Raw genomic sequence first — 20,186 nt, forward strand, 5'->3', positions numbered from 1 at the left:
CCTCTCAGATCACCCAGGCGAACACGGCCGACAGCACCAGGGTCAGCGCGAACAGGGCGAGGAAGCGCATCTGGCGCCCCAGCGTGGAATCGGTGACGCGTTCGGGCACCGGCAGCGTCTTGTCCAGCTTGCTGTACCAGGGCATGCCGAAGAAGAACGCAAAGTAGACCACCGACAGGATCTGCGACACGACGGTACGGATATCTGTCGGCGGCAGCGCGCCCAGGATGCCCAGGCCGATGAAGGCGATGATGAACAGCACCAGTGCGGACTTGTAGATCGGGCCACGATAGCGGATCGACTTGACCGGGCTGCGATCCAGCCACGGCAGGAAGGCGATCACCACCACGGCGGCGCCCATCGCCAGCACACCCCAGACCTGGGTACCGAGGAACGACGGCACCGCGCGCAGGATGGCGTAGAACGGCGTGAAGTACCACACCGGCGCAATATGCGGCGGCGTCTTCAGCGGATCGGCCGGAATGAAGTTGTTGTCTTCGAGGAAGTAGCCGAACACGTTGGGGAAGAAGAACACCACCAGCGAGAACACCACCAGGAACACCGCGACGCCGAGGATATCCTTCACCGTGTAGTACGGGTGGAACGGAATACCGTCGAGCGGAATGCCGGTCTTCGGGTCCTTCAGCTTCTTGATCTCGACGCCGTCGGGGTTGTTGGAGCCCACTTCGTGCAACGCCACCAGGTGGGCGACCACCAGGGCCAGCAGCACCAGCGGCACGGCGATCACGTGCAGCGCGAAGAAGCGGTTCAACGTGGCGTCCGACACGACGAAGTCGCCACGGATGAATACCGACAGATCCGGACCGATCACCGGGATCGACGCGAACAGGTTCACGATCACCTGCGCCCCCCAGAACGACATCTGGCCCCACGGCAGCAGGTAACCCAGGAACGCTTCGGCCATCAGGATCAGGAACACCAGCGTACCGAACACCCACACCAGTTCACGCGGCTTTTGATACGAGCCGTAGATCAGGCCGCGGAACATGTGCAGGTAGACCACGACGAAGAACATCGAGGCACCGGTGGAGTGCATGTAGCGGATGATCCAGCCACCCGCCACATCGCGCATGATGTATTCGACCGAGGCGAACGCGACCGAGACGTTGGTGCCGGGGATCAGCGAGCCGTCCGGCTTGTAGTTCATCGTCAGGAAGATGCCGGTGACGATCTGGATCACCAGCACCAGCAGGGCCAGCGATCCGAAGAAGTACCAGAAGTTGAAGTTCTTCGGCGCGTAGTACTCGGAAACGTGCGCTTTCCAGGTGGCGGTCAGCGGGAAACGATCATCGACCCAGTCGAGGACCTGTTGGCCGACATTTTGTAGTTTGCTCATGGTTCAGCCTCTTACTGGTCTTCGCCGATCAGCAGCATGGAATCCGCGTCGCCGAAGAACTTGTGCGGCGGGATGACGAGGTTGGTCGGCGCGGGGACGCCGGAGAACACGCGTCCAGCCAGGTCGAACTTGGAGCCATGACAGGGGCAGTAGAAGCCGCCCAGCCATTCCGGGCCCAGGTCGGCCGGGGCCAGTTCGGGGCGGAAGGTCGGCGAACAGCCCAAGTGGGTACAGACGCCGACGGCGACCCAGATATCCGGCTTGCGCGAACGGCCTTCGTTCTGGCAATAGCTGGGCTGGTCGCTGGACTCGGATTTCGGATCGACCAGCTTGGGGTCGTTCTTGGGAAGGTTGGCGACCATCTCGGGGGTGCGCTTCACCACCCAAACCGGCTTGCCACGCCATTCGACGTCGATTTTCTGGCCGGGTTCGAGCTTGCTAATGTTTACTTCGGCCGGCGCACCGGCGGCTTTGGCGCGCTCGGAGGGGAAGAAGCTCGCGATAAACGGCGTCGCGACGCCGGCCACGGCCACGGCGCCCGCGCCGCTCGCCGCGACGAGCAAGAATCGCCGTTTGCTGTTGTCAACCTGCTGGTCACTCATTTATCCAATCCCTGAAGATGGAAGTTCTGGCTAAAACTGGCGAATTCTAACCGAGCACGCGGGGAACTGAAAGCTGAACGCTATGTCCTGCGTAGCCGGCACGTAACACGTGCACAGGGCGGCGAGTAGCCGTTTCGTCAAATTTGCTTCGCCTGGACGCGCGCCCAAACAGAAAGGGCCGCGTTGGGCGGCCCTCCGGAAAAGCTGATCAGCGCCAACTCCCGCCCGATTGGCTGTAGCGCACCAGCTCCGTATTCAGGCGATCCGCCACTTCCGCCGTGATGTCCGCCACCTTTTCGCGGCCAGTGCCCGGATAACTTACCTGGAACACGCGAGCCGAAAGGTTGAAGCCATTCTTGACCGGCAGCAGCACGTAGCGGATGCGCGCCTGCGTCGGACGCTTGGCCTTGACGATGCCGGCGACGAATTCGATGCGGGTCTTGCTGCGCGCCGCCACCGTCATGCCCCGTGAGGTGCGGTATTGCTCGATGTCGTTGAGGATGGATTCGGCGCTGCGGCCTTCGATCAATACCGTCGGCGCGGTCTTGAGCTGCTGGATCTCGGTTTCGGCCAGTGGCGGCTCGGTGGGCTCGGCCGGTGTGGCGGGCACGCCGGCCTGGCCTGCCGGCTGCCCCGGCTGGGTGGTCGAAGGCGGCATCGAGCCGCAGGCGGATAGCAGAATGCCGGCCAGCATGGCCGACATGAGCTTGAAGGCTTTCGTCATACGGGGTTGTCGAGGTCCAGGTGAACGAGATCGAGCGAAAAACGCTCGGCGAGGTGCGTGCCTAATGCCTGCACGCCATAGCGTTCGGTGGCATGGTGGCCGGCGGCGATGAAGGCCACGCCGGATTCACGGGCAAGATGTGTAACGAACTCCGAGGCTTCGCCGGTGACGAAACAATCGATGTCCCGGGTTGCCAGTTCGTGGAAATATCCCTGCGCGCCACCGGTGCACCATGCCACACGACGCAGCATCCGCCCAGTGTCACCGATCACCAGCGGTTCACGGCCCAGCACGCGGGCAGCCAGCGCGGCGAATTCGCCCAGGCTGACCGGCAGCGATGGCGCCCCCAGCCAGACCATGTCCTGTTCGCCGCAGCGTCCATCCGCCACCAGGCCCAGACGCAGACCCAACTGGGCGTTGTTGCCCAGCGTCTCGTGCGCGTCCAGCGGCAGATGATAGGCCAGCAGATTGATGTCTTCCGCCAGCAGGCGCGCAATGCGCGCCTTCTTGATACCGACCACGGGCGCACTTTCGCTTTTCCAGAAATAACCGTGATGCACCAGCAGCGCATCGGCACCGGCGGCGGCCGCGCCCTCCACCGCCGCCAGGCTGGCGGTCACGGCGGTGGCCAGGCGCGAAACCTGTCCGCGCCCTTCCACCTGCAAGCCATTGGGGCAGTAATCCTTGAAGCGGTCTATCTGTAGAAGTTGTCCGATATAATCGGTCAGTTGCTCTCTGGCTACGGCCATTGCCTTTCGACCACATGAAAAAACTCTGGTTGATTTTCGCACAAACCACCACGGTCGGGCTTGCCGTGTGGTTTCTGATCGCTTTGCTTCATCCTGACTGGCTGCCGAAGCGTACCGAGCCGCCCGAGGTGGTGGTGGTGCAATCGAGCGAGCCGAAGGCGAGCCCGGCCAGTGGCGTGCCGTCGTATCGCGATGCCGCGCGCCGCGCCATGCCCGCCGTGGTGAATATCTATACCGCCAAGGAAACCAAGTTCACCCATCCGTTGCTGAACGATCCGGCGTTCCGCCGCTTCTTCGACGACCGCCTGGATGGTGACGAAGCACAACGTACTTCCAGCCTGGGCTCCGGTGTGATCGTGTCCGCCGAGGGTTACATCGTCACCAATAACCACGTGGTGGAGTCGGCCGACGAGATCGAGGTGGCGCTGGCGGACGGGCGCACCGCCGAAGCCAGGCTGATCGGCACCGATCCGGAAACCGACCTCGCGGTGATCCGCGTGGAGCTGCCCAACCTGCCGACCGTGACCTTCGCCGACGATACGCGCACCGAAATCGGCGACGTGGTGCTGGCCATCGGCAATCCGTTCGGCGTCGGCCAGACCGTGACCATGGGTATCGTCTCCGCCACCAAGCGTACCCAGCTCGGCATCAACACCTTCGAGAACTTCATCCAGACCGACGCGGCGATCAACCCGGGGAACTCCGGCGGCGCGCTGATCGATACCCGTGGCAACCTGCTGGGCATCAACACGGCCATCTATTCGCGCACCGGCGGCTCGCTCGGCATCGGCTTCGCCATTCCAGCCAGTTCGGTCAAACAGGTCATGGACGCCATCATCAAGGATGGCAGCGTGGTACGCGGCTGGCTGGGCGTCGAACCGCAGGACGTCACCGCCGAACTCGCCAGCTCCTTCAAGCTGAAGGAAGCGCGCGGCGCGCTGGTTGCCGGCGTGGTACGCGGCAGCCCGGCCGACAAGGGCGGGCTCAAGCCCGGCGACATCGTGCTGGCCATCGGCGGGCAGGATGTCGGCAACACCTTGACGATGCTGAATCTGATCGCCGCCTTGCAGCCGGATCAACAGGTGGACGTGCGCCTGTTCCGCGACGGCAGGGAAATCACCGTACCGGTGAAGATCGGCAAGCGGCCGGCCTTCCGGCAGCCTTGAACATCACCTTGGATGGCAAGACGCAGATCAGGTAGATCGATATGAATGGAAAAGCCCCGGCCTCGGGGCTTTTCACCGCGCGCCACCGTGCCGCTAGTTGCCCTGCAACAGCAGCATCTCCGCCGCGGCCAATCCTTCCGGCTCGCCCAGCAGCACCAGCACGTCCCCCTCGTTCAGCACGAAATCGGCAGCCGGCTGCATCGGCCGCATGCTCTTGCGGCGCAGGCTCTTGACCTCCACGTGCAGCCCGGCCAGGTCAAACATCTCGATACTCTTGCCGATCGCCGCCGAGCCGCTCACCAGCAACACAGTATGCAGGCGCGGCAACGGGCGATCGCTGTCGTCCTGGTCCTCCACCGTGCCACGAAAGAAGCCGCGGAACATCTGGTAGCGTGCCTCCCGCACGCTGCGGATGCGCTTGAGCACGCGATTGAGCGGCACACCCAGCATCATCAGCGTGTGCGACGCCAGCATCAGGCTGCCTTCCAGGATTTCCGCCACGACTTCCGCCGCGCCAGCGGCCTTCAGCGTATTGATGTCGGTATCGTCGTAGGTTCGCACGATCACGGGCATTTCCGGCCGCAGCTTGTGCGCCATTTCCAGGATTTTCAGCGCGGAGTGCGTATCCGCATAGGTAACCACCAGCGCCCTGGCGCGCATCAGCCCCGCAGCCATCAGCACCTCGCGCTTGGCGGCATCGCCAAACACCACCGATTCTCCGGCCGCGCCGGCCTCGCGCACTTTCTCCGGGTCCAGGTCCAGCGCGAAGAACGGAATGTTTTCCTCGTTGAGCAAACGGGCCAGGCTCTGGCCACTGCGGCCGTAACCGCACACCACCACGTGCCCCTGGCTTTCCATCGTACGCACCGCGATCTGGTGCAGGCTGGCGGCCATGCTCATCCATTCCGACGCGACGAAGCGCAACACCAGTTTGTCGGAGTATTGCAGGACGAAGGGGGTGGCCAGCATCGACAGCACCACACTGGCGATCATCACCTGGTTCAGTTCCACCGGCATCAGCCCCCCCGCCGTGGCCAGCGCCAGCAGCACGAAGGCGAACTCGCCCCCCTGCCCCAGCGCGAAACCGGTCCGCAGCGCCGGGCCGGGAGCGTTGCCGAACCACCGCGCCAGCAGGGTGATCAGCATGACCTTGCCCGGCACCAGGAACGTCAACGTCAGCAGCACCATCCACCAGTGCTGGGCCAGCGTGGAGAAGTTCAGGTTCATGCCGACGGTGACGAAGAACAACCCCAGCAGCAGATCGCGGAACGGGCGGATATCGTCTTCCACCTGATAACGGTATTCGGTTTCGGCGATCAGCATGCCTGCCAGGAAGGCCCCCAGGGCCAGCGACAATCCGGCGAGTTCGGTCAGCCAGGCGATGCCCAGTGTCACCAGCAACACGTTCAGCATGAACAGCTCGCTGGAACGCTGCTTGGCCACCAGGTTGAACCAGGGCCGCATCAGGCGCTGCCCCAGGTTGAGCAACAACACCAGCACGCAGACGATCTTGAGCGCGGCCAGCCCGAGCGCCCACAGCATTTCCTCACCGGGCCGGCCCAGCACCGGCAGCATGATCAGCAGCGGCACCACCGCCAGATCCTGGAACAACAGGATACCGATGGCGTTCTGGCCGTGCGGCGCGTTCAGCTCGGCACGCTCGGTCAGCAGCTTGGACACCATGGCCGTGGACGACATCGCCAGTGCGCCCCCCAGCGCCAGGCCCACCTTCCAGTCGTAGCCGGCGAGCAGCGCCCCGCCACAGACCAGCAGCGCGGTGGTGACCACCTGACTCGCCCCCAACCCGAACACGATGCGGCGCATTGCATTCAGCTTGGCGAGGTTGAATTCCAGGCCGAGGGTAAACATCAGGAACACCACGCCGAACTCCGCGAGGTGCGTCGCTTCATCCGACGAGGCAATCAACGCCAGGGCATGCGGGCCGACCAGCATGCCGACCAGCAGGTAGCCGAACATTGCCGGCAGCTTGGCGCTACGGCAAAGCACCACCATCAGGACCGCCGCGGCAAGCAGGAGCAACAACGAGGAAAGAAGGTGGGTCATCAGGGGCGTCGCGACGAATGGGCGGTTCGATTATAAGGTGAACGCTCCGGCGCGGGCGGGCCAAAGACACGGACATTGATCCTGTCGGGCACCAGTGCATTGCCCACCCCGCAAACAAACGCCGCTGGCTTTACTACCGCAGGATCGTTTCTTGCTAGCGGCGGCGCGCACGGCTCTCTTATACTTGCCCGCTATGGCGAATGCAGAACAATCCAAAGCCGTGGCGCGGGCGCGTCATGTGCTCGACATCGAATCCAGGGCGATCGCCCGCTCGGCAGGGCTGCTGGACGAGCGCTTCGACCGCGCCTGCGCATTGATGCTGGCCGCCAAGGGTCGCGTGGCGGTGTCGGGCATGGGCAAGTCGGGGCACGTGGCGCGCAAGATCGCCGCCACGTTCGCATCCACCGGCACCCCGGCGCTGTTCGTGCACCCGGCCGAAGCCGCGCATGGCGACCTTGGCATGATTACCGCCAACGACGTGGTCCTGGCGCTGTCGTATTCGGGCGAAAGCGATGAGCTGGTCGCCCTGCTGCCCAGCCTCAAGCGGTTGGGCGTACCGTTGATCGCCATTACCGGCAATGGCAATTCGACACTGGCCCGCGAAGCGGACGTCTGGCTCGATGGCAGCGTGGAACAGGAAGCCTGTCCGTTGAACCTGGCGCCGACAGCCAGCACCACGGTTTCGCTGGCGCTGGGCGACGCCCTGGCCGTGGCGCTGCTCGACGCACGTGGCTTCCAGGCCGAGGATTTCGCCCTGTCGCATCCGGGAGGCAGCCTGGGTCGGCGCCTGCTGGTGCGGGTAAGCGACCTGATGCACGCCGGCGAGCAGGTGCCGGTGGTCCGCGCCGAAGTCTCGCTGCGCGATGCATTGCTGGAGATCAGCCACAAGGGCCTCGGCATGACGGCGGTGCTGGATGCGCAGGGCGCGCTGGCCGGCATCTTCACCGATGGCGATCTGCGCCGCGCGCTGGATCGTGGCATCGATGTCCATGCCACCAGCGTGGGCGACGTGATGACGCACTCGCCTGCCACCATCGAAGCCGATCAACTGGCGGTCGAGGCGGTGGCGCTGATGGAAAAACGCCGCTGCACCGGCCTGCTGGTCACGCAGCAGGGTGCGCTGGTGGGTGCCATTCACATGCATGACCTGCTGCGCGCCCGCGTCGTCTAGGCGATGCGGCACAGACAATACAACAACCACGACGGACACGTAGCACGGCCATGAACTCAAACAAGACAAGGAAAACAGCCTGATGACCGAGCAAGCGCGCGCCGTACGCCTGATGATTTTCGACGTGGACGGTGTCATGACCGACGGCGGCCTCTATTACACCGACAGCGGCGAAGAACTGAAAGCCTTCCATTCGCTGGATGGCCATGGCCTGAAAATGCTGCAAGGCACCGGCGTCAAACTGGCGATCATCACCGGCCGCACCTCCCGCCTGGTCGAGCATCGCGCGGCCAACCTGGGCATCGATTACCTCTACCAGGGCGCGCACGACAAGCTGGCCACCTTCGACGAACTGCTCAAGGCGGCGGGGGTCACCGCGGCCGAGTGCGGCTATATGGGCGACGATGTGGTGGACCTGCCGGTGATGCGTCGCGTGGCTTTCGCCGCCAGCGTGCCGGAAGCGCCACAGATCGTGCTCGACCACTCGCACTATGTGCCCACGCGCGCCGGCGGCCATGGCGCGGTCCGCGAAGTGTGCGAAATCATCATGCAGGCGCAAGGCACCTACGATGCCGCGCTTGCCCCTTTCCTGCGGTAAGGCAATCGGATGCGCTGGTCTTCCAAGTTCCTGCCCCTGGCCCTGCTGATCGTGCTGGGCATGCTGGTCTGGTTGCTGAATGAAGCGGCCCGACTGCCGGACCTGCCGCCGCACCTGCGCAACGGCGAGCCGGACCTTGTGCTGGAAAACATCGACGCGATGCGCTTCGGCGAGACCGGCCAGCCCTTGCTCAAGGTAAAGGCCGACCGCAGCCGCCATTACCCCAACGACAACAGCACCTGGTTCGATAATCCACACCTGACGTATACCGCGCCGGACCAGCCCGTGATGCGTGCGGTCACCACGCTGGCGCAGGGCTTGCAGAACTCCAATCGCGTCTGGTTTCCCCGCGAAGTCACCGTCACGCGTGACCCGGTGGGCGACCAGGCCGAACTGGTCGTGCTGGGCAAGGAGGTCTGGATGACCACCGACACCCGGCGCGCCTGGTCCGACGCCCGCGTCACCGCCACCATGGGCCCGTACCGGGGCAACGGCACCGGCTTCGAAGCCGACATGAACGCCGGCACCATCCTGTTGAAATCCAAAGTGAGCACCACGTATGAACCGCCTCGCCCTTAGCCTTACCGTCCTCGGCCTGATCGCCGGAACCGCACAGGCCGAGACGGCCGACCGCGAAAAGCCGATGAACATCGAGGCGGACCGTGCCACCTACGACCAGAAGCAATCGCTCGGCACGTATACCGGCAACGTCATCGTCACCCAGGGCACGATGACGCTGAAATCCGCGCACCTGACCGTACGGCAGGACGAAGCCGGCAACCAGTACTCCACCGGCAACGGCAACCCGGTCGACTTCAAGCAGCGCATGGACACCGGCGAATGGGTCATGGCCAAGTCGTTGCGGTTCGACTACGACGGCAAGGCCGGCATCCTGCGGCTGATGGACAAAGCCTGGGTGCGGCGCGATACCGGCGACGAAGTGATCGGCGACGTCATCATCTACAACCTGAACACCGAAACCTACGAAGCGCAGGGCGGCACCAGCGGCGGCAAGCCGGGCCGCGTCAACATCACGATCCAGCCGAAGAAGAAGGAAGCCCAATGAGCCAGACCAGCCGGCTTTCCGCCACGGGGTTGATGAAGCGCTACAAGAAGCGCACCGTGGTGCGCGACGTATCGCTGGAAGTCGAGGCCGGCGAAGTGGTCGGCCTGCTCGGCCCCAACGGCGCGGGCAAGACCACCAGCTTCTACATGATCGTCGGGCTGGTGGCCAAGGATGGCGGCGCGATCTCGCTGGACGAACGCGACATCGGCCAGATGCCCATGCACCAGCGCGCCCGGCTCGGCCTGGGCTACCTGCCGCAGGAAGCGTCGATCTTCCGCAAGATGACCGTGGCACAGAACATCCAGGCCGTGCTGGAGCTGCACGAATCGGACGAGGAGCGCCGCAATGCCCGGCTGGAGGAACTGCTGCACGAACTACACATCGCCCACCTGCGCGACAGTGGCGCGATGTCGCTGTCCGGCGGCGAACGGCGGCGGGCGGAAATCGCCCGCGCACTGGCGGCGGACCCGCGCTTCATCCTGCTGGACGAACCCTTCGCCGGCGTCGATCCCATCGCCGTGATGGACATCCAGCGCATCATTGCCTTCCTCAAGCAGCGCGGCATCGGCGTCCTGATCACCGACCACAATGTCCGGGAAACCCTGGGCATCTGCGATCGCGCCTACATCATTTCCGACGGTGCGGTCATGGCATCCGGGCATCCGTCCGAGATCATCAACAACGAACAGGTACGCAAGGTCTACCTGGGCGAACACTTCCGCATGTAACGCGATGCGTGCCCACCCCAACCTCCTCCTTCACGCCACGGCTCAATGAAGCAGTCCCTTCAGCTCAAGCTGTCGCAGCAGCTCAACCTCACCCCGCAACTGCAGCAATCGATCAAGCTGTTGCAACTGTCTACGCTCGAGTTCCGCCAGGAAATAGAACGGTACCTGATCGAAAACCCCTTGCTGGAGCCCGGCGAGGATCGCGGTGAAGGGCCCGGCGAAGGCGAGGGCGAGGCTCCCGCCGAATCATCCAGCGATGACAGCGGCAGCGAGTACGGCGCCGAAGGCGACGACTGGAACTGGGGCAGCGGTTCGGGTGGTGGCGGTGGCGGGCAAGGCGAGGACGACGATGACTTCGACCCAGCCTCGAACACCGCGCGCGAACTGACCCTGCGCGAGCACCTGCTGGAACAGGCCGGCCTGCTCCCCCTGCCCGCGCTCGACCGCGCGGTACTAGGCTTGGTGATCGATGCGCTGGACGACGATGGTTTCCTCACCCAGTCGCTTCAGGAAATCTTCGAACAGCTTCCCGAGGAACTCGTCGCCGAAACCGGTCTCGAACTGGAGGATCTGTCGGTTGCCCTGGCCCGCATCAAGCAGTTCGAACCGATAGGTGTCGGAGCGCGAGATATGGCCGAGGCACTGGCAATGCAACTGCGCCAGATGCCGGCAGATGACATCCGTCAACTGGCGCTGCAATTGGTGGAGGGGTATCTCGATTTGCTGGCTGCACGTGACTACACTAGGCTCAAGAAAGCGCTCAAATGCGACGACGCGCAGCTCAAGTCGGCCAATGCACTGATCGTCGGGCTGAACCCGCGACCGGCCGCCAGATGGGCAGCGCTGACGCCCCGCTACGTGATCCCGGACGTCATCGTGTACAAGGCGCGGGGCAAGTGGCGGGCAAGGTTGAACGAAGCGGCACGACCGCGTTTCAGGGTGAACCGGATGTATGCGGACATTCTGCAACGAAGCGAGGGCGGCGTGCTGGCCAGGGAACTCCAGGAAGCACGCTGGCTGGTGAAGAGCGTACAACAACGCTTCGATACCATCCTGCGGGTGGCCGAGGCGATTGTGGCAAGACAGCATGCGTTTTTCGAACACGGGGAAGTGGCGATGCGGCCGATGGTGCTGCGGGATATCGCCGAAGAGCTCGAACTGCACGAATCGACGATTTCGCGGGTAACGAGCCAAAAGTATCTGCATAGTCCAAGGGGGCTCTTCGAATTCAAGTACTTCTTCGGCAGCCACGTCGAAACCGAGGCCGGCGGTGAATGCTCGGCGACGGCGATCAAGGCCATCATCAAACAGCTGATCCAGAACGAGGACAAGAACAAGCCACTTTCAGACAGTGCGCTCGCAGAGACACTGTCGCGGCAAGGGATCGTGGTTGCGCGGCGAACCGTTGCCAAGTACCGGGAAGCGATGCAGATCGCCCCCGTCAATCAGCGCAAAACCCTGTAGGGTGGTGTCGTGCTTCTTTTGGCGGCATCACACACCACTCGGGGATCAACGCAGAAGGAGCAGACATATGAACCTCAAACTCAGCGGACATCACCTGGAAATAACCCCGGCAATTCGCGAATACGTCACCAGCAAGGTTGAACGTATTACCCGCCACTTCGATTCTGTGATCGACGTTGGCGTGATCCTCTCGGTGGAGAAGCTGCAGCATAAAATTGAGGCTACCGTGCATGTACGCGGTCGTGACATCCATGTCGAAGCGATCGACGAGGATATGTACGCCGCCATCGACCTGCTCAGCGACAAGCTGGATCGCCAGATCGTCAAACACAAGGAAAAGCTGATGGATCACCGTGGCGAGAGCATCAAGCACCAGGCTGTCGCGGAATAACCCGCTAGCTGTGCACAGAAACGGGAACCGGCAGGTTCCCGTTTTTCGTTTGTTCGCCCACGGGGCTACAATAGCCGCGTCATTTCAGGGGCCCCTATCAGAATGAGCCTGATATCCAAGATCCTGCCTGCCTCGAACGTTTTCCTGGAGATGGACGTCGGCAGCAAAAAGCGTGTTTTCGAACAGGTAGGCATCCTGTTCGAAAACAGCCATGGCATTGCGCGCAGCGTGATCTTCGACAGCCTGTTCGCCCGCGAGAAGCTGGGTTCCACCGGCCTGGGGCAGAGCGTCGCCATCCCTCACGGCCGGATCAAGGGCCTGAAGGAAGCAACGGGCGCCTTTGTCCGGCTGAAAACGCCCATTCCCTTCGACGCACCGGACGGCAAGCCGGTTTCGCTGATTTTCGTGCTGCTGGTTCCCGCCAACGCCACCGATCTGCACCTGCAGATCCTGTCCGAACTGGCGCAACTGTTTTCGGACAAAGCCATACGTGATCAACTGGCCAGCAACGAAGATGCGTCGGCGACCTGGAAGCTGATCACCAGTTGGGAGCCCTACTCGGCCCTGTAAAGCCTGCCCGCCTTCTTCCCGGATGATGGCGCAGGCGCGCCACAGCGTGGCCGGGCGTGATATACCGTTCAGCACCGGCCACCAAGGCCACGCAGCAAGACTTCGAACAGGTTCCAAGAGCACGCGATGCCGCAGATCACCGTACGCCAGCTTTTCATCGACAACGCCGAGAAACTGCGGCTCACCTGGGTTGCCGGGCAATCGGGGGCCAACAGCCTGTTGACCAACGATGCCAGCGAGCAAAAGCCCAAGCTGGCGCTGGTCGGCCACCTGAACTTCATCCACCCCAACCGGGTGCAGGTGCTGGGCATTGCCGAGGTCAACTACTTCCAGGGGCTGTCGCCCGAAGCGCAGAAGGAATCGGTCGAGCGTCTGTTCGCCAATGAAATGGCGGCGATGATCGTCGCCAACAGCCAGCCCGTACCCGACGCACTGAAAGAGGCGGCCGAGCGCTATCACGTACCGCTGCTCACCTCTCCCGAGCAGTCGCCATACCTGATGGACGTGCTGCGCTACTACCTGTCGAAAGCGCTGGCCGTCTCCACCCATCTGCATGGCGTATTCCTCGACGTACTGGAAGTGGGCGTGCTGCTCACCGGCGAATCGTCGATGGGCAAGAGCGAACTGGCGCTGGAGCTGATCTCGCGCGGCCATGGCCTCGTCGCCGACGACGTGGTCGAGGTCTATCGCACCAACCCCGAAACACTCGAAGGCCGCTGCCCGCCGATGCTGCGGGATTTCCTCGAAGTGCGCGGGATCGGCGTACTGAATATCCGCACCATCTTCGGTGAAACCGCCGTCCGCCCCAAAAAGACCCTCAAGCTGATCATCCACCTGGCCAAGGCCAGCGGCGAGACGCTGGCGCCGATCGACCGGCTCCAGATGCAAGCGGCCACCCAGGAAATCCTCGGCGTGCCGATTCGCAAGCTGGTCATCCCCGTGGCCGCCGGCCGCAACCTCGCCGTGCTGGTCGAAGCCGCCGTGCGCAATTACATCCTGCAACTACGCGGCATCGACTCCACCCGCGAGTTCATCGAACGTCACCAACGTTTCATGGAAATGGGCGAATGACGCACAAACGCCAGCAGGTCATCCTGCTTTCCGGCCTGTCCGGCGCCGGCAAGAGCGTGGCGCTCAAGGCGCTGGAGGACCTGGGTTACTTCTGCATTGACAACCTGCCCTCGCCGTTGCTGCCGCAAAGCGCCGCCCTGCTCGACGAGGACGGCTATCCACGCGTCGCCATCGGCATCGACGTGCGCAGCGCGCACAGTTTCGTCTCGTTCCCGGAACACCTGGATGCGCTGTTCGAGCTGAATCTCGACGTGCGCCTGCTGTTCCTGGAAGCCAAGACCGAAACGCTGGTCAAGCGCTTCTCGGAAACCCGCCGCAGCCACCCGCTGGCCTCGGGCGACCTCACGGTGTTCGAAGCCATCGCGCTGGAACGCGAAATGCTCGAATACTTCTCGTCGCTGGCGCATCGTATCGACACCACCGATCTTTCGGCCGCGCAACTGCGCTCCTGGCTGCGCGACTTCGTCGCACTCGACCGCTCGCGGCTGACCGTGATCTTCGAATCGTTCGGCTTCAAACAAGGCATTCCGCTGGATGCCGATTTCGTCTTCGACGCCCGTTGCCTGCCCAATCCGCATTACGATCCGGCGCTGCGCCCCCTTACCGGGCGTGACCAGCCGGTGATCGACTTCCTCGAACGCGAGGAAATGGTCGGCAAATACCAGACCCATGTCCTGGGCTTTCTGGAGCGCTGGCTGCCCGAGTTCGAACGCGATCACCGCAGTTATGTCACGGTCGGCATCGGTTGCACTGGCGGCCAGCATCGCTCGGTCTATCTGGCCGAACAACTGGCGCGGCATTTCGCCGTCAACCGGCAGGTACTGGTCCGCCATCGCGAACGGCCCGAGCTAGCGGTCAACCGATGATTGCGGCGCTTCGGCCCGGCGACTGGCTGATCCTGAGCGCCGGCGCCATCCTGGTCGGCTGGCTGGCCACGTTCGCCTGGCAGCAGGCCCCCGCTACGCGGGTACGCATCTACAGCGCAGGCAAGCTCTACGCGGAAGTCGACCTGGCCGCCCGGCGCCACCTCGACGTTCCAGGCCCCTTGGGCATCACCCGCGTCGAGATCGACCGCGGCCGGGCGCGGGTCGCGGCCGACCCCGGCCCGCGCCAGTACTGCGTGCAGACCGGCTGGCTGATCCGGGCCGGCGAAAGCGCCATCTGCCTGCCGAACCGCACCACCGTCGCGCTGGTCGGCCAGGATGCCCACTACGATGCCCTCGGATACTGAGCACCCGCTCCCCGGCTGCGCCCCTGCCACCACGTTCGTCAGCGCGGCGGATCGCCGCATCGCCGGCTACGCCGCCATCGCCATCGCGCTGTCAGTGATGGAGGCCGCGATTCCCACGCCGATTCCGGGCGTCAAACCCGGGCTGGCCAATATCGTCGTGCTGCTGGTGTTGTGGCGACATGGCTGGCAGGAAGCGGCGTGGGTCGGGCTGCTGCGCATCTTCGGCGCCGCGCTTGCGCTGGGCGGGCTGTTCTCGCCCGGCTTTGCGCTCAGCCTTGCCGGGGGCCTGTGCAGCCTGGCCGTGCTGGCACTGGTGCAACATCTGCCCCGCCGCTGGTTCGGCCCGGTCGGCCTCTCCATCCTGGCGGCCTTCGCACACATCAGCGGCCAGTTGCTCCTGGCGCGGCTCTGGCTGATTCCACACGAAGGCCTGTGGCGACTTGCGCCCCTGTTCGCCGGGGCCGCATTGCTGTTCGGGCTGGTGAACGGCCTGATCGTTGCGCGCATGCTTCTGGAGAAACCCCGATGAAAACCATCACCCTCGCCTTCACCGGCGCCTCCGGCCTGGCCTACGGCATCCGTACCCTGGAATGCCTGCTTGCCGCCGGTTGCACCGTGCATGTGCTGTACACCCAGGCGGCGCAGATCGTCGCGCGTGAAGAGCTGGGCGTCACCTGGCCGGGACGCGCCGAGGCGCTGGGCGATCTGCTGCGCGAACAGTTCGGTGTGGACGACAGCCGGCTCAAGGTCTGGGGCCAGCAGGAATGGTTCGCACCGATGGCATCCGGCTCCAATCCCGGCGACGGTATGGTGGTGGTGCCTTGCACCATGGGGGCGCTGGCCGCCATTGCCCACGGCAACTCGGACAACCTGCTGGAGCGCGCCGCCGACGTGATGATCAAGGAGCGCAAGACACTGATCGTCGTGCCGCGCGAAGCGCCATTCTCCGCGCTGCATCTGGAAAACATGCTCAAGCTGGCGCGCCTGGGCGTGGTGATCCTGCCCCCCAATCCGGGCTTCTATCACCAGCCGCAGACCATCGCCGACCTGGTCGATTTCGTGGTGGCGCGCATTCTCGACCAGCTCGGTGTGCCGCATGCCTTGCAACGCCGCTGGGGCGCGTAGGACGAGCAAGCCGCGGACACGCGCCGGACGACGTCCCACATGGACAGTGCGGGTTCAGGCAGGCGCGGACAACCGCGTACGCGCCACGCGCCGGAACAACAACACCAGCGCCGTGGCCGCGAACGACAACGCCACCACCAGCGCCAGCCAGTAGCCCCGCGCCCCCCAGCCAGCCCAGCCGAATCCGCCGAACGCCAGCAGATACCCCAGCGGCAAGCCGATCACCCAGAACGCGGTCAGATGCAGCAGCATCGGCTGGCGCGTTACTTTGTAGCCGCGCAGCACGCCGGCCGCGACCACCTGGGTGGCATCGGCCAACTGGAAGACCCCGGCAAAGATCAGCAGGCTGCTGGCCAGCGCCAGCACCGCCGCATCGCGGGTATACCAGCCGGCGACGATATGGTTGCCGACGATCATCAGCATCGCGGTACAGCCGGCAACCGCCAGCCCCACGCGGATGCCGGTCCAGCCGACGAAGCGCGCGTAGGCCGGATCGTCCGCGCCCAGCGCCTGCCCCACCCGTACCGTCATCGCCGTGCCCAGCGCAGAGGGGATCATGAAGGTGAGCGACGCCATGTTCAGCGCCACCTGATGCGCCGCCACCGAGATCGTGCCCAGCCGCGCCATTAGCAATGCCACGCCGGAGAACGCGCTGACCTCGACGAAGAACATCGCGCCCACCGGCAGGCCCAGTTTGAGCAACTGCCATTGCTGCGCCCAATCCACGCCGCGCCAGTGCTTCAACGGATCGGTATCGCGGTAGAGCGGCGATACCTTGATCCACAGCCACATCAGCAGCAGCGTGAACCATGTACACATCGCGGTAGCCCAGCCGCAGCCCACCGCGCCCAGCGCCGGCGCACCGAAGTGCCCGTAGATCAGCACCCAGTTGAGCGGCACGTTCAGCGCCAGGCCGGACAACGCGATCACCATCATCGGCTTGGTGGCATTCAGGCTGGCGCTATAGCCGTACAGCACGCGATACAACGCAAAGGCGGGTAGCGCCCAGGCCACGGCACGGACAAAACCACGTGCCTTGTCGGCCACCGCCGGCTCCAGCCCCAGATGGCTGAGCAAGGGCTGCGCCAGCCAGGCCGCGCCCCAGGCGATCAGACCCCACACCAGCCCCTGATACAGCGCCTGTTGTGCCAGGCCGGGTATCTCGTGACGTCGATTGCCGCCCACCGCATGGGCGATCAGCGGGCTGGCGGCCAGCGTGAGGCCGATCAAGGTGACGATCAGCATGACCCAGATCGACGCACCCACCGATACCGCCGCCAGGTCGCCGGCGGACACGTGCCCGGCCATCACCGCATCGACAAAGGCGGTACCGGTGCTGGCCAACTGGCCGACCATGATGGGCCAGCTCAGTGTCCAGATGCTGGCGAGTTCGTCCTTGAAGCGGTATTGCGTCGTGTGGGGCATAACGGGGGAATCTCGAACTGCCCGATCAGCGCGGGCCAGCGTTGTTGCAATGACAGTGCGGTATGCACCGATAGATCGAAGACCAGCAGACTGCCATCCGCACAGTGTTCCAGCGCAAAACCCAGCGCGCGTAAGGCGCTTTCGGCATCGCGCAGCAAGGAATCGGCCCCGATCGCGGCGCTCAGGCGCAGGCAGCGGCGATGGGGGGACGGCAACGCACGGCGTGCGGGGACGTCATCGGGATAGAAGCAATCGTACATGGCGACCTCCTGGAGCAATGGCAACAGTCGACCGCCCTGGCGGCCGACGCTTTAGCGGATTCGCCCGGAATCGGGCCGCGCTCCGCAAGTTGTCGATTAACTCGGCGCGTTACAACAAAAAAACTGGGAGCCACTCACGCCCCCTGCTGGCTGCGACGCAGGCAGGCATCGGGCGCGTTGGCCGTACCACCTGTACTGTCGGCGTTCCGCTGCTTGCCAGGACCAGCTTCGCCAGGCTCTGGGGCGACTTTAACAACAAACTCCGTCAATCCGACCGGGCATCCCGAGCAGGGCAAGCCGCGCAAAAAAAGAATACCGGGCCGGAAAACAAAAAACCCGCGTGGCCGCGGGTTGGTCGGCACGCTTTAGCTGTATTTATTGAAGCGCCCGCAAGCTGGCAGTCAAATCGGCGCTGTACCGTCTGTTTTTACGCCTGGCGCACCGGCGGCGTCAAGCGCATGGTGCGTCGGCGCCTTCCCTTTCCGCTATTCGGGATTGCGCGAATCGAGCATCAGCGTGACCGGCCCGTCATTCACCAGCGCCACCTGCATGTCAGCGCCAAACACGCCCGTCGGTACCATGCGCCCCAGCGCTTGCGACAGTTGCGTGACGAATTGTTCAAACATCGGTTGCGACACCGCCCCCGGCGCGGCACGGCTCCATGACGGCCGATTGCCCTTGCGGCAACTGGCGAACAGCGTGAACTGCGAAACGGCCAGCACCTCGCCCCCCGCCTCGACCACACTGCGATTCATCACACCGGCCTCATCGGCAAGGATGCGCAGCCGTGTCACCTTGCCCACCATCCAGGCCAGATCCTCCCCGGTATCGCTGGCTTCCACTCCCACCAGCAACAACAATCCCGGCCCGATCTCGCCCACGGTTTCATCCGCGACCCGCACCGCCGCCTTGCCGACCCGCTGCACCAGCACCCGCATGCTCCAACCTCCCGCAAAAACGCCATGCTAGCGCGTCGCCGAACAGCCGGCATCGCCCACGGATATCCACGCCGGATGGATGTCATTTGCATTAAAAGCATGCTGGCGCAAATGGCAATTTCATTTTCGATTCAGATGCTTGCCTCGCCATCACGCCCCGGCGGGCCCTGGCCGGGCCATCTTGCTGCACTGCACCGCCGGCTGGCGCGACACGGCGTTTTTCTCTAACATCAGGGGCTTACGCGTAATTACCCATTGCAAAGGAAATGATGATGAAGAAAGTTGGCCTCGTCGGCTGGCGCGGCATGGTCGGCTCAGTGCTGATGCAGCGCATGCAGGAAGAAAAGGATTTCGACCTGATCGAGCCGGTCTTCTTCACAACCTCGCAGGCCGGTCAGCCCGCGCCGGCCATCGGCGGCGCCACCGGCACGCTGAAGGACGCCAAATCCATCGACGACCTCAAGGCGATGGACATCATCATTTCCTGCCAGGGCGGCGACTACACCACCGACATCTTCGGCAAGCTGCGCGCCGCCGGCTGGACCGGCTACTGGATCGACGCCGCCTCCACGCTGCGCATGGAAGAAGACGCCGTCATCATCCTGGACCCGGTGAACCGTGGCGTGATCGACGCCGCGCTGGCCCGTGGCGTGAAGAACTACATCGGCGGCAACTGCACCAACTCCATCCTGCTGATGGGCGTGGGCGCGCTGTTCCGCGAAGGTCTGGTCGAATGGGTCAGCTCCATGACCTACCAGGCGGCATCGGGCGGCGGCGCCAACCACATGCGCGAACTGCTCAAGGGCATGGGCGTGGTCTATGGCTCGGTGGCCGATGAACTCGCCACCCCTGCCTCCGCCATCCTCGACATCGACCGCAAGGTCGCGCAGACCATCCGCTCCGACGTGCCGACCGAATACTTTGGCGCGCCACTGGCCGGTGGCCTGATCCCCTGGATCGACAAGCAACTGGAAAACGGCCAGTCCAAGGAAGAATGGAAGGGCCAGGCCGAAGTGAACAAGATCCTGGGCAACAGCGCGCCGATCCCGGTGGACGGCCTGTGCGTGCGCATCGGCGCCATGCGCTGCCACAGCCTGGCACTGACGCTGAAGCTGAAGAAGGATCTGCCGCTCGCCGAGATCGAATCGATCATCAAGTCGGGCAACCAGTGGGTGAAGTGGGTGCCGAACGATCGCGAAGTCACGGTGAAGGAACTGACCCCGGCCAGCATCACCGGCGGGCTGGACGTCGGCGTGGGCCGCGTGCGCAAGCTGAACATGGGGCCGGAATACGTTTCCGCCTTCGTCATCGGCGACCAGTTGCTGTGGGGTGCGGCCGAACCGCTGCGCCGCATGCTGCGCATCCTGCTCGAAGACTAAGGCAACACCCCGGCGGCACCGCCCGGTGCCGCGCCTCGCAGTATCCGAGAGCCTGCTCCAAGGCCGCCCAGGAAGAACGGGACGCACGACGTCCCGTTTCTTTTGCC

23 protein-coding genes are annotated in these 20,186 nt (G+C 64.2%); 15 read left to right on the forward strand and 8 right to left on the reverse strand.

Annotated features, from left to right (window positions below; all coding sequences use genetic code 11):
* Window positions 1-4: 4 nt before the first annotated feature.
* The 4 genes from FAZ21_RS02240 to FAZ21_RS02255 form a co-directional block, all read right to left on the reverse strand.
* A complete protein-coding gene (locus FAZ21_RS02240; RefSeq protein ID WP_136771639.1) occupies window positions 5-1,357 on the reverse strand; it encodes a cytochrome b in 1,353 nt (450 codons plus the stop codon).
* An 11-nt stretch (window positions 1,358-1,368) separates the two neighbouring features.
* Window positions 1,369-1,959, reverse strand: a complete 591-nt coding sequence (gene petA, locus FAZ21_RS02245) for a ubiquinol-cytochrome c reductase iron-sulfur subunit (protein WP_136771640.1) — start codon at window positions 1,957-1,959, stop codon at window positions 1,369-1,371.
* Window positions 1,960-2,167: 208 nt separating this feature from the next.
* A complete protein-coding gene (locus tag FAZ21_RS02250) occupies window positions 2,168-2,683 on the reverse strand; it encodes a hypothetical protein (protein ID WP_136771641.1) in 516 nt (171 codons plus the stop codon).
* Window positions 2,680-3,432 carry a Nif3-like dinuclear metal center hexameric protein gene (locus FAZ21_RS02255; RefSeq protein WP_136771642.1) on the reverse strand — a complete coding sequence of 251 codons (753 nt, stop codon included), beginning with the start codon at window positions 3,430-3,432 and terminating at the stop codon, window positions 2,680-2,682. Before FAZ21_RS02255 ends, FAZ21_RS02250 begins: the two co-directional genes overlap by 4 nt.
* Window positions 3,433-3,446: 14 nt before the next feature.
* On the opposite strand from FAZ21_RS02255, the gene FAZ21_RS02260 reads away from it, so the two are divergent.
* Window positions 3,447-4,598: a Do family serine endopeptidase gene (locus FAZ21_RS02260; protein WP_136771643.1), complete on the forward strand. Its 1,152-nt coding sequence runs from the start codon at window positions 3,447-3,449 to the stop codon at window positions 4,596-4,598.
* 93 nt (window positions 4,599-4,691) lie between these two features.
* On the opposite strand, the gene FAZ21_RS02265 is transcribed toward FAZ21_RS02260, so the two are convergent.
* Window positions 4,692-6,662, reverse strand: coding sequence for a monovalent cation:proton antiporter family protein (locus FAZ21_RS02265; RefSeq protein ID WP_136771644.1), 1,971 nt, complete (start codon window positions 6,660-6,662; stop codon window positions 4,692-4,694).
* A gap of 193 nt (window positions 6,663-6,855) precedes the next feature.
* On the opposite strand from FAZ21_RS02265, the gene FAZ21_RS02270 reads away from it, so the two are divergent.
* The 13 genes from FAZ21_RS02270 to FAZ21_RS02330 all read left to right on the forward strand — a co-directional run bounded on the left by FAZ21_RS02270 (window position 6,856) and on the right by FAZ21_RS02330 (window position 16,077).
* Entirely contained in the window at window positions 6,856-7,833 is a 978-nt protein-coding gene (locus FAZ21_RS02270) for a KpsF/GutQ family sugar-phosphate isomerase (protein ID WP_169307213.1), read from the forward strand.
* A gap of 82 nt (window positions 7,834-7,915) precedes the next feature.
* Window positions 7,916-8,431 (forward strand): KdsC family phosphatase, encoded by a 516-nt coding sequence (locus tag FAZ21_RS02275; RefSeq protein ID WP_136771645.1) that lies wholly within the window; start codon window positions 7,916-7,918, stop codon window positions 8,429-8,431.
* 9 nt (window positions 8,432-8,440) lie between these two features.
* Window positions 8,441-9,010 (forward strand): LPS export ABC transporter periplasmic protein LptC, encoded by a 570-nt coding sequence (gene lptC / locus FAZ21_RS02280; RefSeq protein WP_136771646.1) that lies wholly within the window; start codon window positions 8,441-8,443, stop codon window positions 9,008-9,010.
* A complete protein-coding gene (gene lptA / locus FAZ21_RS02285) occupies window positions 8,991-9,497 on the forward strand; it encodes a lipopolysaccharide transport periplasmic protein LptA (protein WP_136771647.1) in 507 nt (168 codons plus the stop codon). Before lptC ends, lptA begins: the two co-directional genes overlap by 20 nt.
* The gene (gene lptB, locus FAZ21_RS02290; protein WP_136771648.1) at window positions 9,494-10,225 is read left to right on the forward strand and encodes an LPS export ABC transporter ATP-binding protein; all 732 of its coding nucleotides are present in this window, start codon (window positions 9,494-9,496) and stop codon (window positions 10,223-10,225) included. Before lptA ends, lptB begins: the two co-directional genes overlap by 4 nt.
* Window positions 10,226-10,270: 45 nt before the next feature.
* Complete coding sequence (locus tag FAZ21_RS02295; RefSeq protein WP_136771649.1) at window positions 10,271-11,689, forward strand: RNA polymerase factor sigma-54; 1,419 nt, start codon at window positions 10,271-10,273, stop codon at window positions 11,687-11,689.
* A gap of 67 nt (window positions 11,690-11,756) precedes the next feature.
* Window positions 11,757-12,080 (forward strand): ribosome hibernation-promoting factor, HPF/YfiA family, encoded by a 324-nt coding sequence (hpf, locus tag FAZ21_RS02300; protein WP_136771650.1) that lies wholly within the window; start codon window positions 11,757-11,759, stop codon window positions 12,078-12,080.
* A gap of 102 nt (window positions 12,081-12,182) precedes the next feature.
* Window positions 12,183-12,650 carry a PTS IIA-like nitrogen regulatory protein PtsN gene (gene ptsN, locus FAZ21_RS02305; protein ID WP_136771651.1) on the forward strand — a complete coding sequence of 156 codons (468 nt, stop codon included), beginning with the start codon at window positions 12,183-12,185 and terminating at the stop codon, window positions 12,648-12,650.
* Between the two features lie 126 nt (window positions 12,651-12,776).
* On the forward strand, window positions 12,777-13,721 hold the full coding sequence (gene hprK / locus FAZ21_RS02310; protein ID WP_136771652.1) for an HPr(Ser) kinase/phosphatase: 945 nt from the start codon (window positions 12,777-12,779) through the stop codon (window positions 13,719-13,721).
* The gene (rapZ, locus tag FAZ21_RS02315) at window positions 13,718-14,587 is read left to right on the forward strand and encodes an RNase adapter RapZ (RefSeq protein WP_136771653.1); all 870 of its coding nucleotides are present in this window, start codon (window positions 13,718-13,720) and stop codon (window positions 14,585-14,587) included. The genes hprK and rapZ overlap by 4 nt, the downstream gene beginning before the upstream one ends.
* Window positions 14,584-14,952 (forward strand): NusG domain II-containing protein, encoded by a 369-nt coding sequence (locus FAZ21_RS02320; protein ID WP_136771654.1) that lies wholly within the window; start codon window positions 14,584-14,586, stop codon window positions 14,950-14,952. Before rapZ ends, FAZ21_RS02320 begins: the two co-directional genes overlap by 4 nt.
* Entirely contained in the window at window positions 14,936-15,481 is a 546-nt protein-coding gene (locus FAZ21_RS02325) for a Gx transporter family protein (RefSeq protein ID WP_136771655.1), read from the forward strand. The genes FAZ21_RS02320 and FAZ21_RS02325 overlap by 17 nt, the downstream gene beginning before the upstream one ends.
* The gene (locus tag FAZ21_RS02330) at window positions 15,478-16,077 is read left to right on the forward strand and encodes a flavin prenyltransferase UbiX (RefSeq protein WP_136771656.1); all 600 of its coding nucleotides are present in this window, start codon (window positions 15,478-15,480) and stop codon (window positions 16,075-16,077) included. Before FAZ21_RS02325 ends, FAZ21_RS02330 begins: the two co-directional genes overlap by 4 nt.
* 54 nt (window positions 16,078-16,131) lie before the next feature.
* Here the strand turns inward: FAZ21_RS02330 and FAZ21_RS02335 are convergent, their stop codons facing one another.
* The 3 genes from FAZ21_RS02335 to dtd form a co-directional block, all read right to left on the reverse strand.
* On the reverse strand, window positions 16,132-17,502 hold the full coding sequence (locus tag FAZ21_RS02335; RefSeq protein WP_136771657.1) for an MATE family efflux transporter: 1,371 nt from the start codon (window positions 17,500-17,502) through the stop codon (window positions 16,132-16,134).
* Window positions 17,445-17,762 carry a hypothetical protein gene (locus FAZ21_RS02340; protein WP_136771658.1) on the reverse strand — a complete coding sequence of 106 codons (318 nt, stop codon included), beginning with the start codon at window positions 17,760-17,762 and terminating at the stop codon, window positions 17,445-17,447. The genes FAZ21_RS02335 and FAZ21_RS02340 overlap by 58 nt, the downstream gene beginning before the upstream one ends.
* 485 nt (window positions 17,763-18,247) lie before the next feature.
* Window positions 18,248-18,700, reverse strand: a complete 453-nt coding sequence (gene dtd, locus FAZ21_RS02345) for a D-aminoacyl-tRNA deacylase (RefSeq protein ID WP_136771659.1) — start codon at window positions 18,698-18,700, stop codon at window positions 18,248-18,250.
* 272 nt (window positions 18,701-18,972) lie between these two features.
* On the opposite strand from dtd, the gene asd reads away from it, so the two are divergent.
* Window positions 18,973-20,079 carry an aspartate-semialdehyde dehydrogenase gene (gene asd, locus FAZ21_RS02350; protein WP_211243337.1) on the forward strand — a complete coding sequence of 369 codons (1,107 nt, stop codon included), beginning with the start codon at window positions 18,973-18,975 and terminating at the stop codon, window positions 20,077-20,079.
* Window positions 20,080-20,186: the final 107 nt, after the last annotated feature.

Origin of the sequence: Chitiniphilus eburneus, from assembly GCF_005048205.1 — a bacterium.
In the GTDB taxonomy this organism is placed as follows: Bacteria; Pseudomonadota; Gammaproteobacteria; order Burkholderiales; family Chitinibacteraceae; genus Chitiniphilus; species Chitiniphilus eburneus.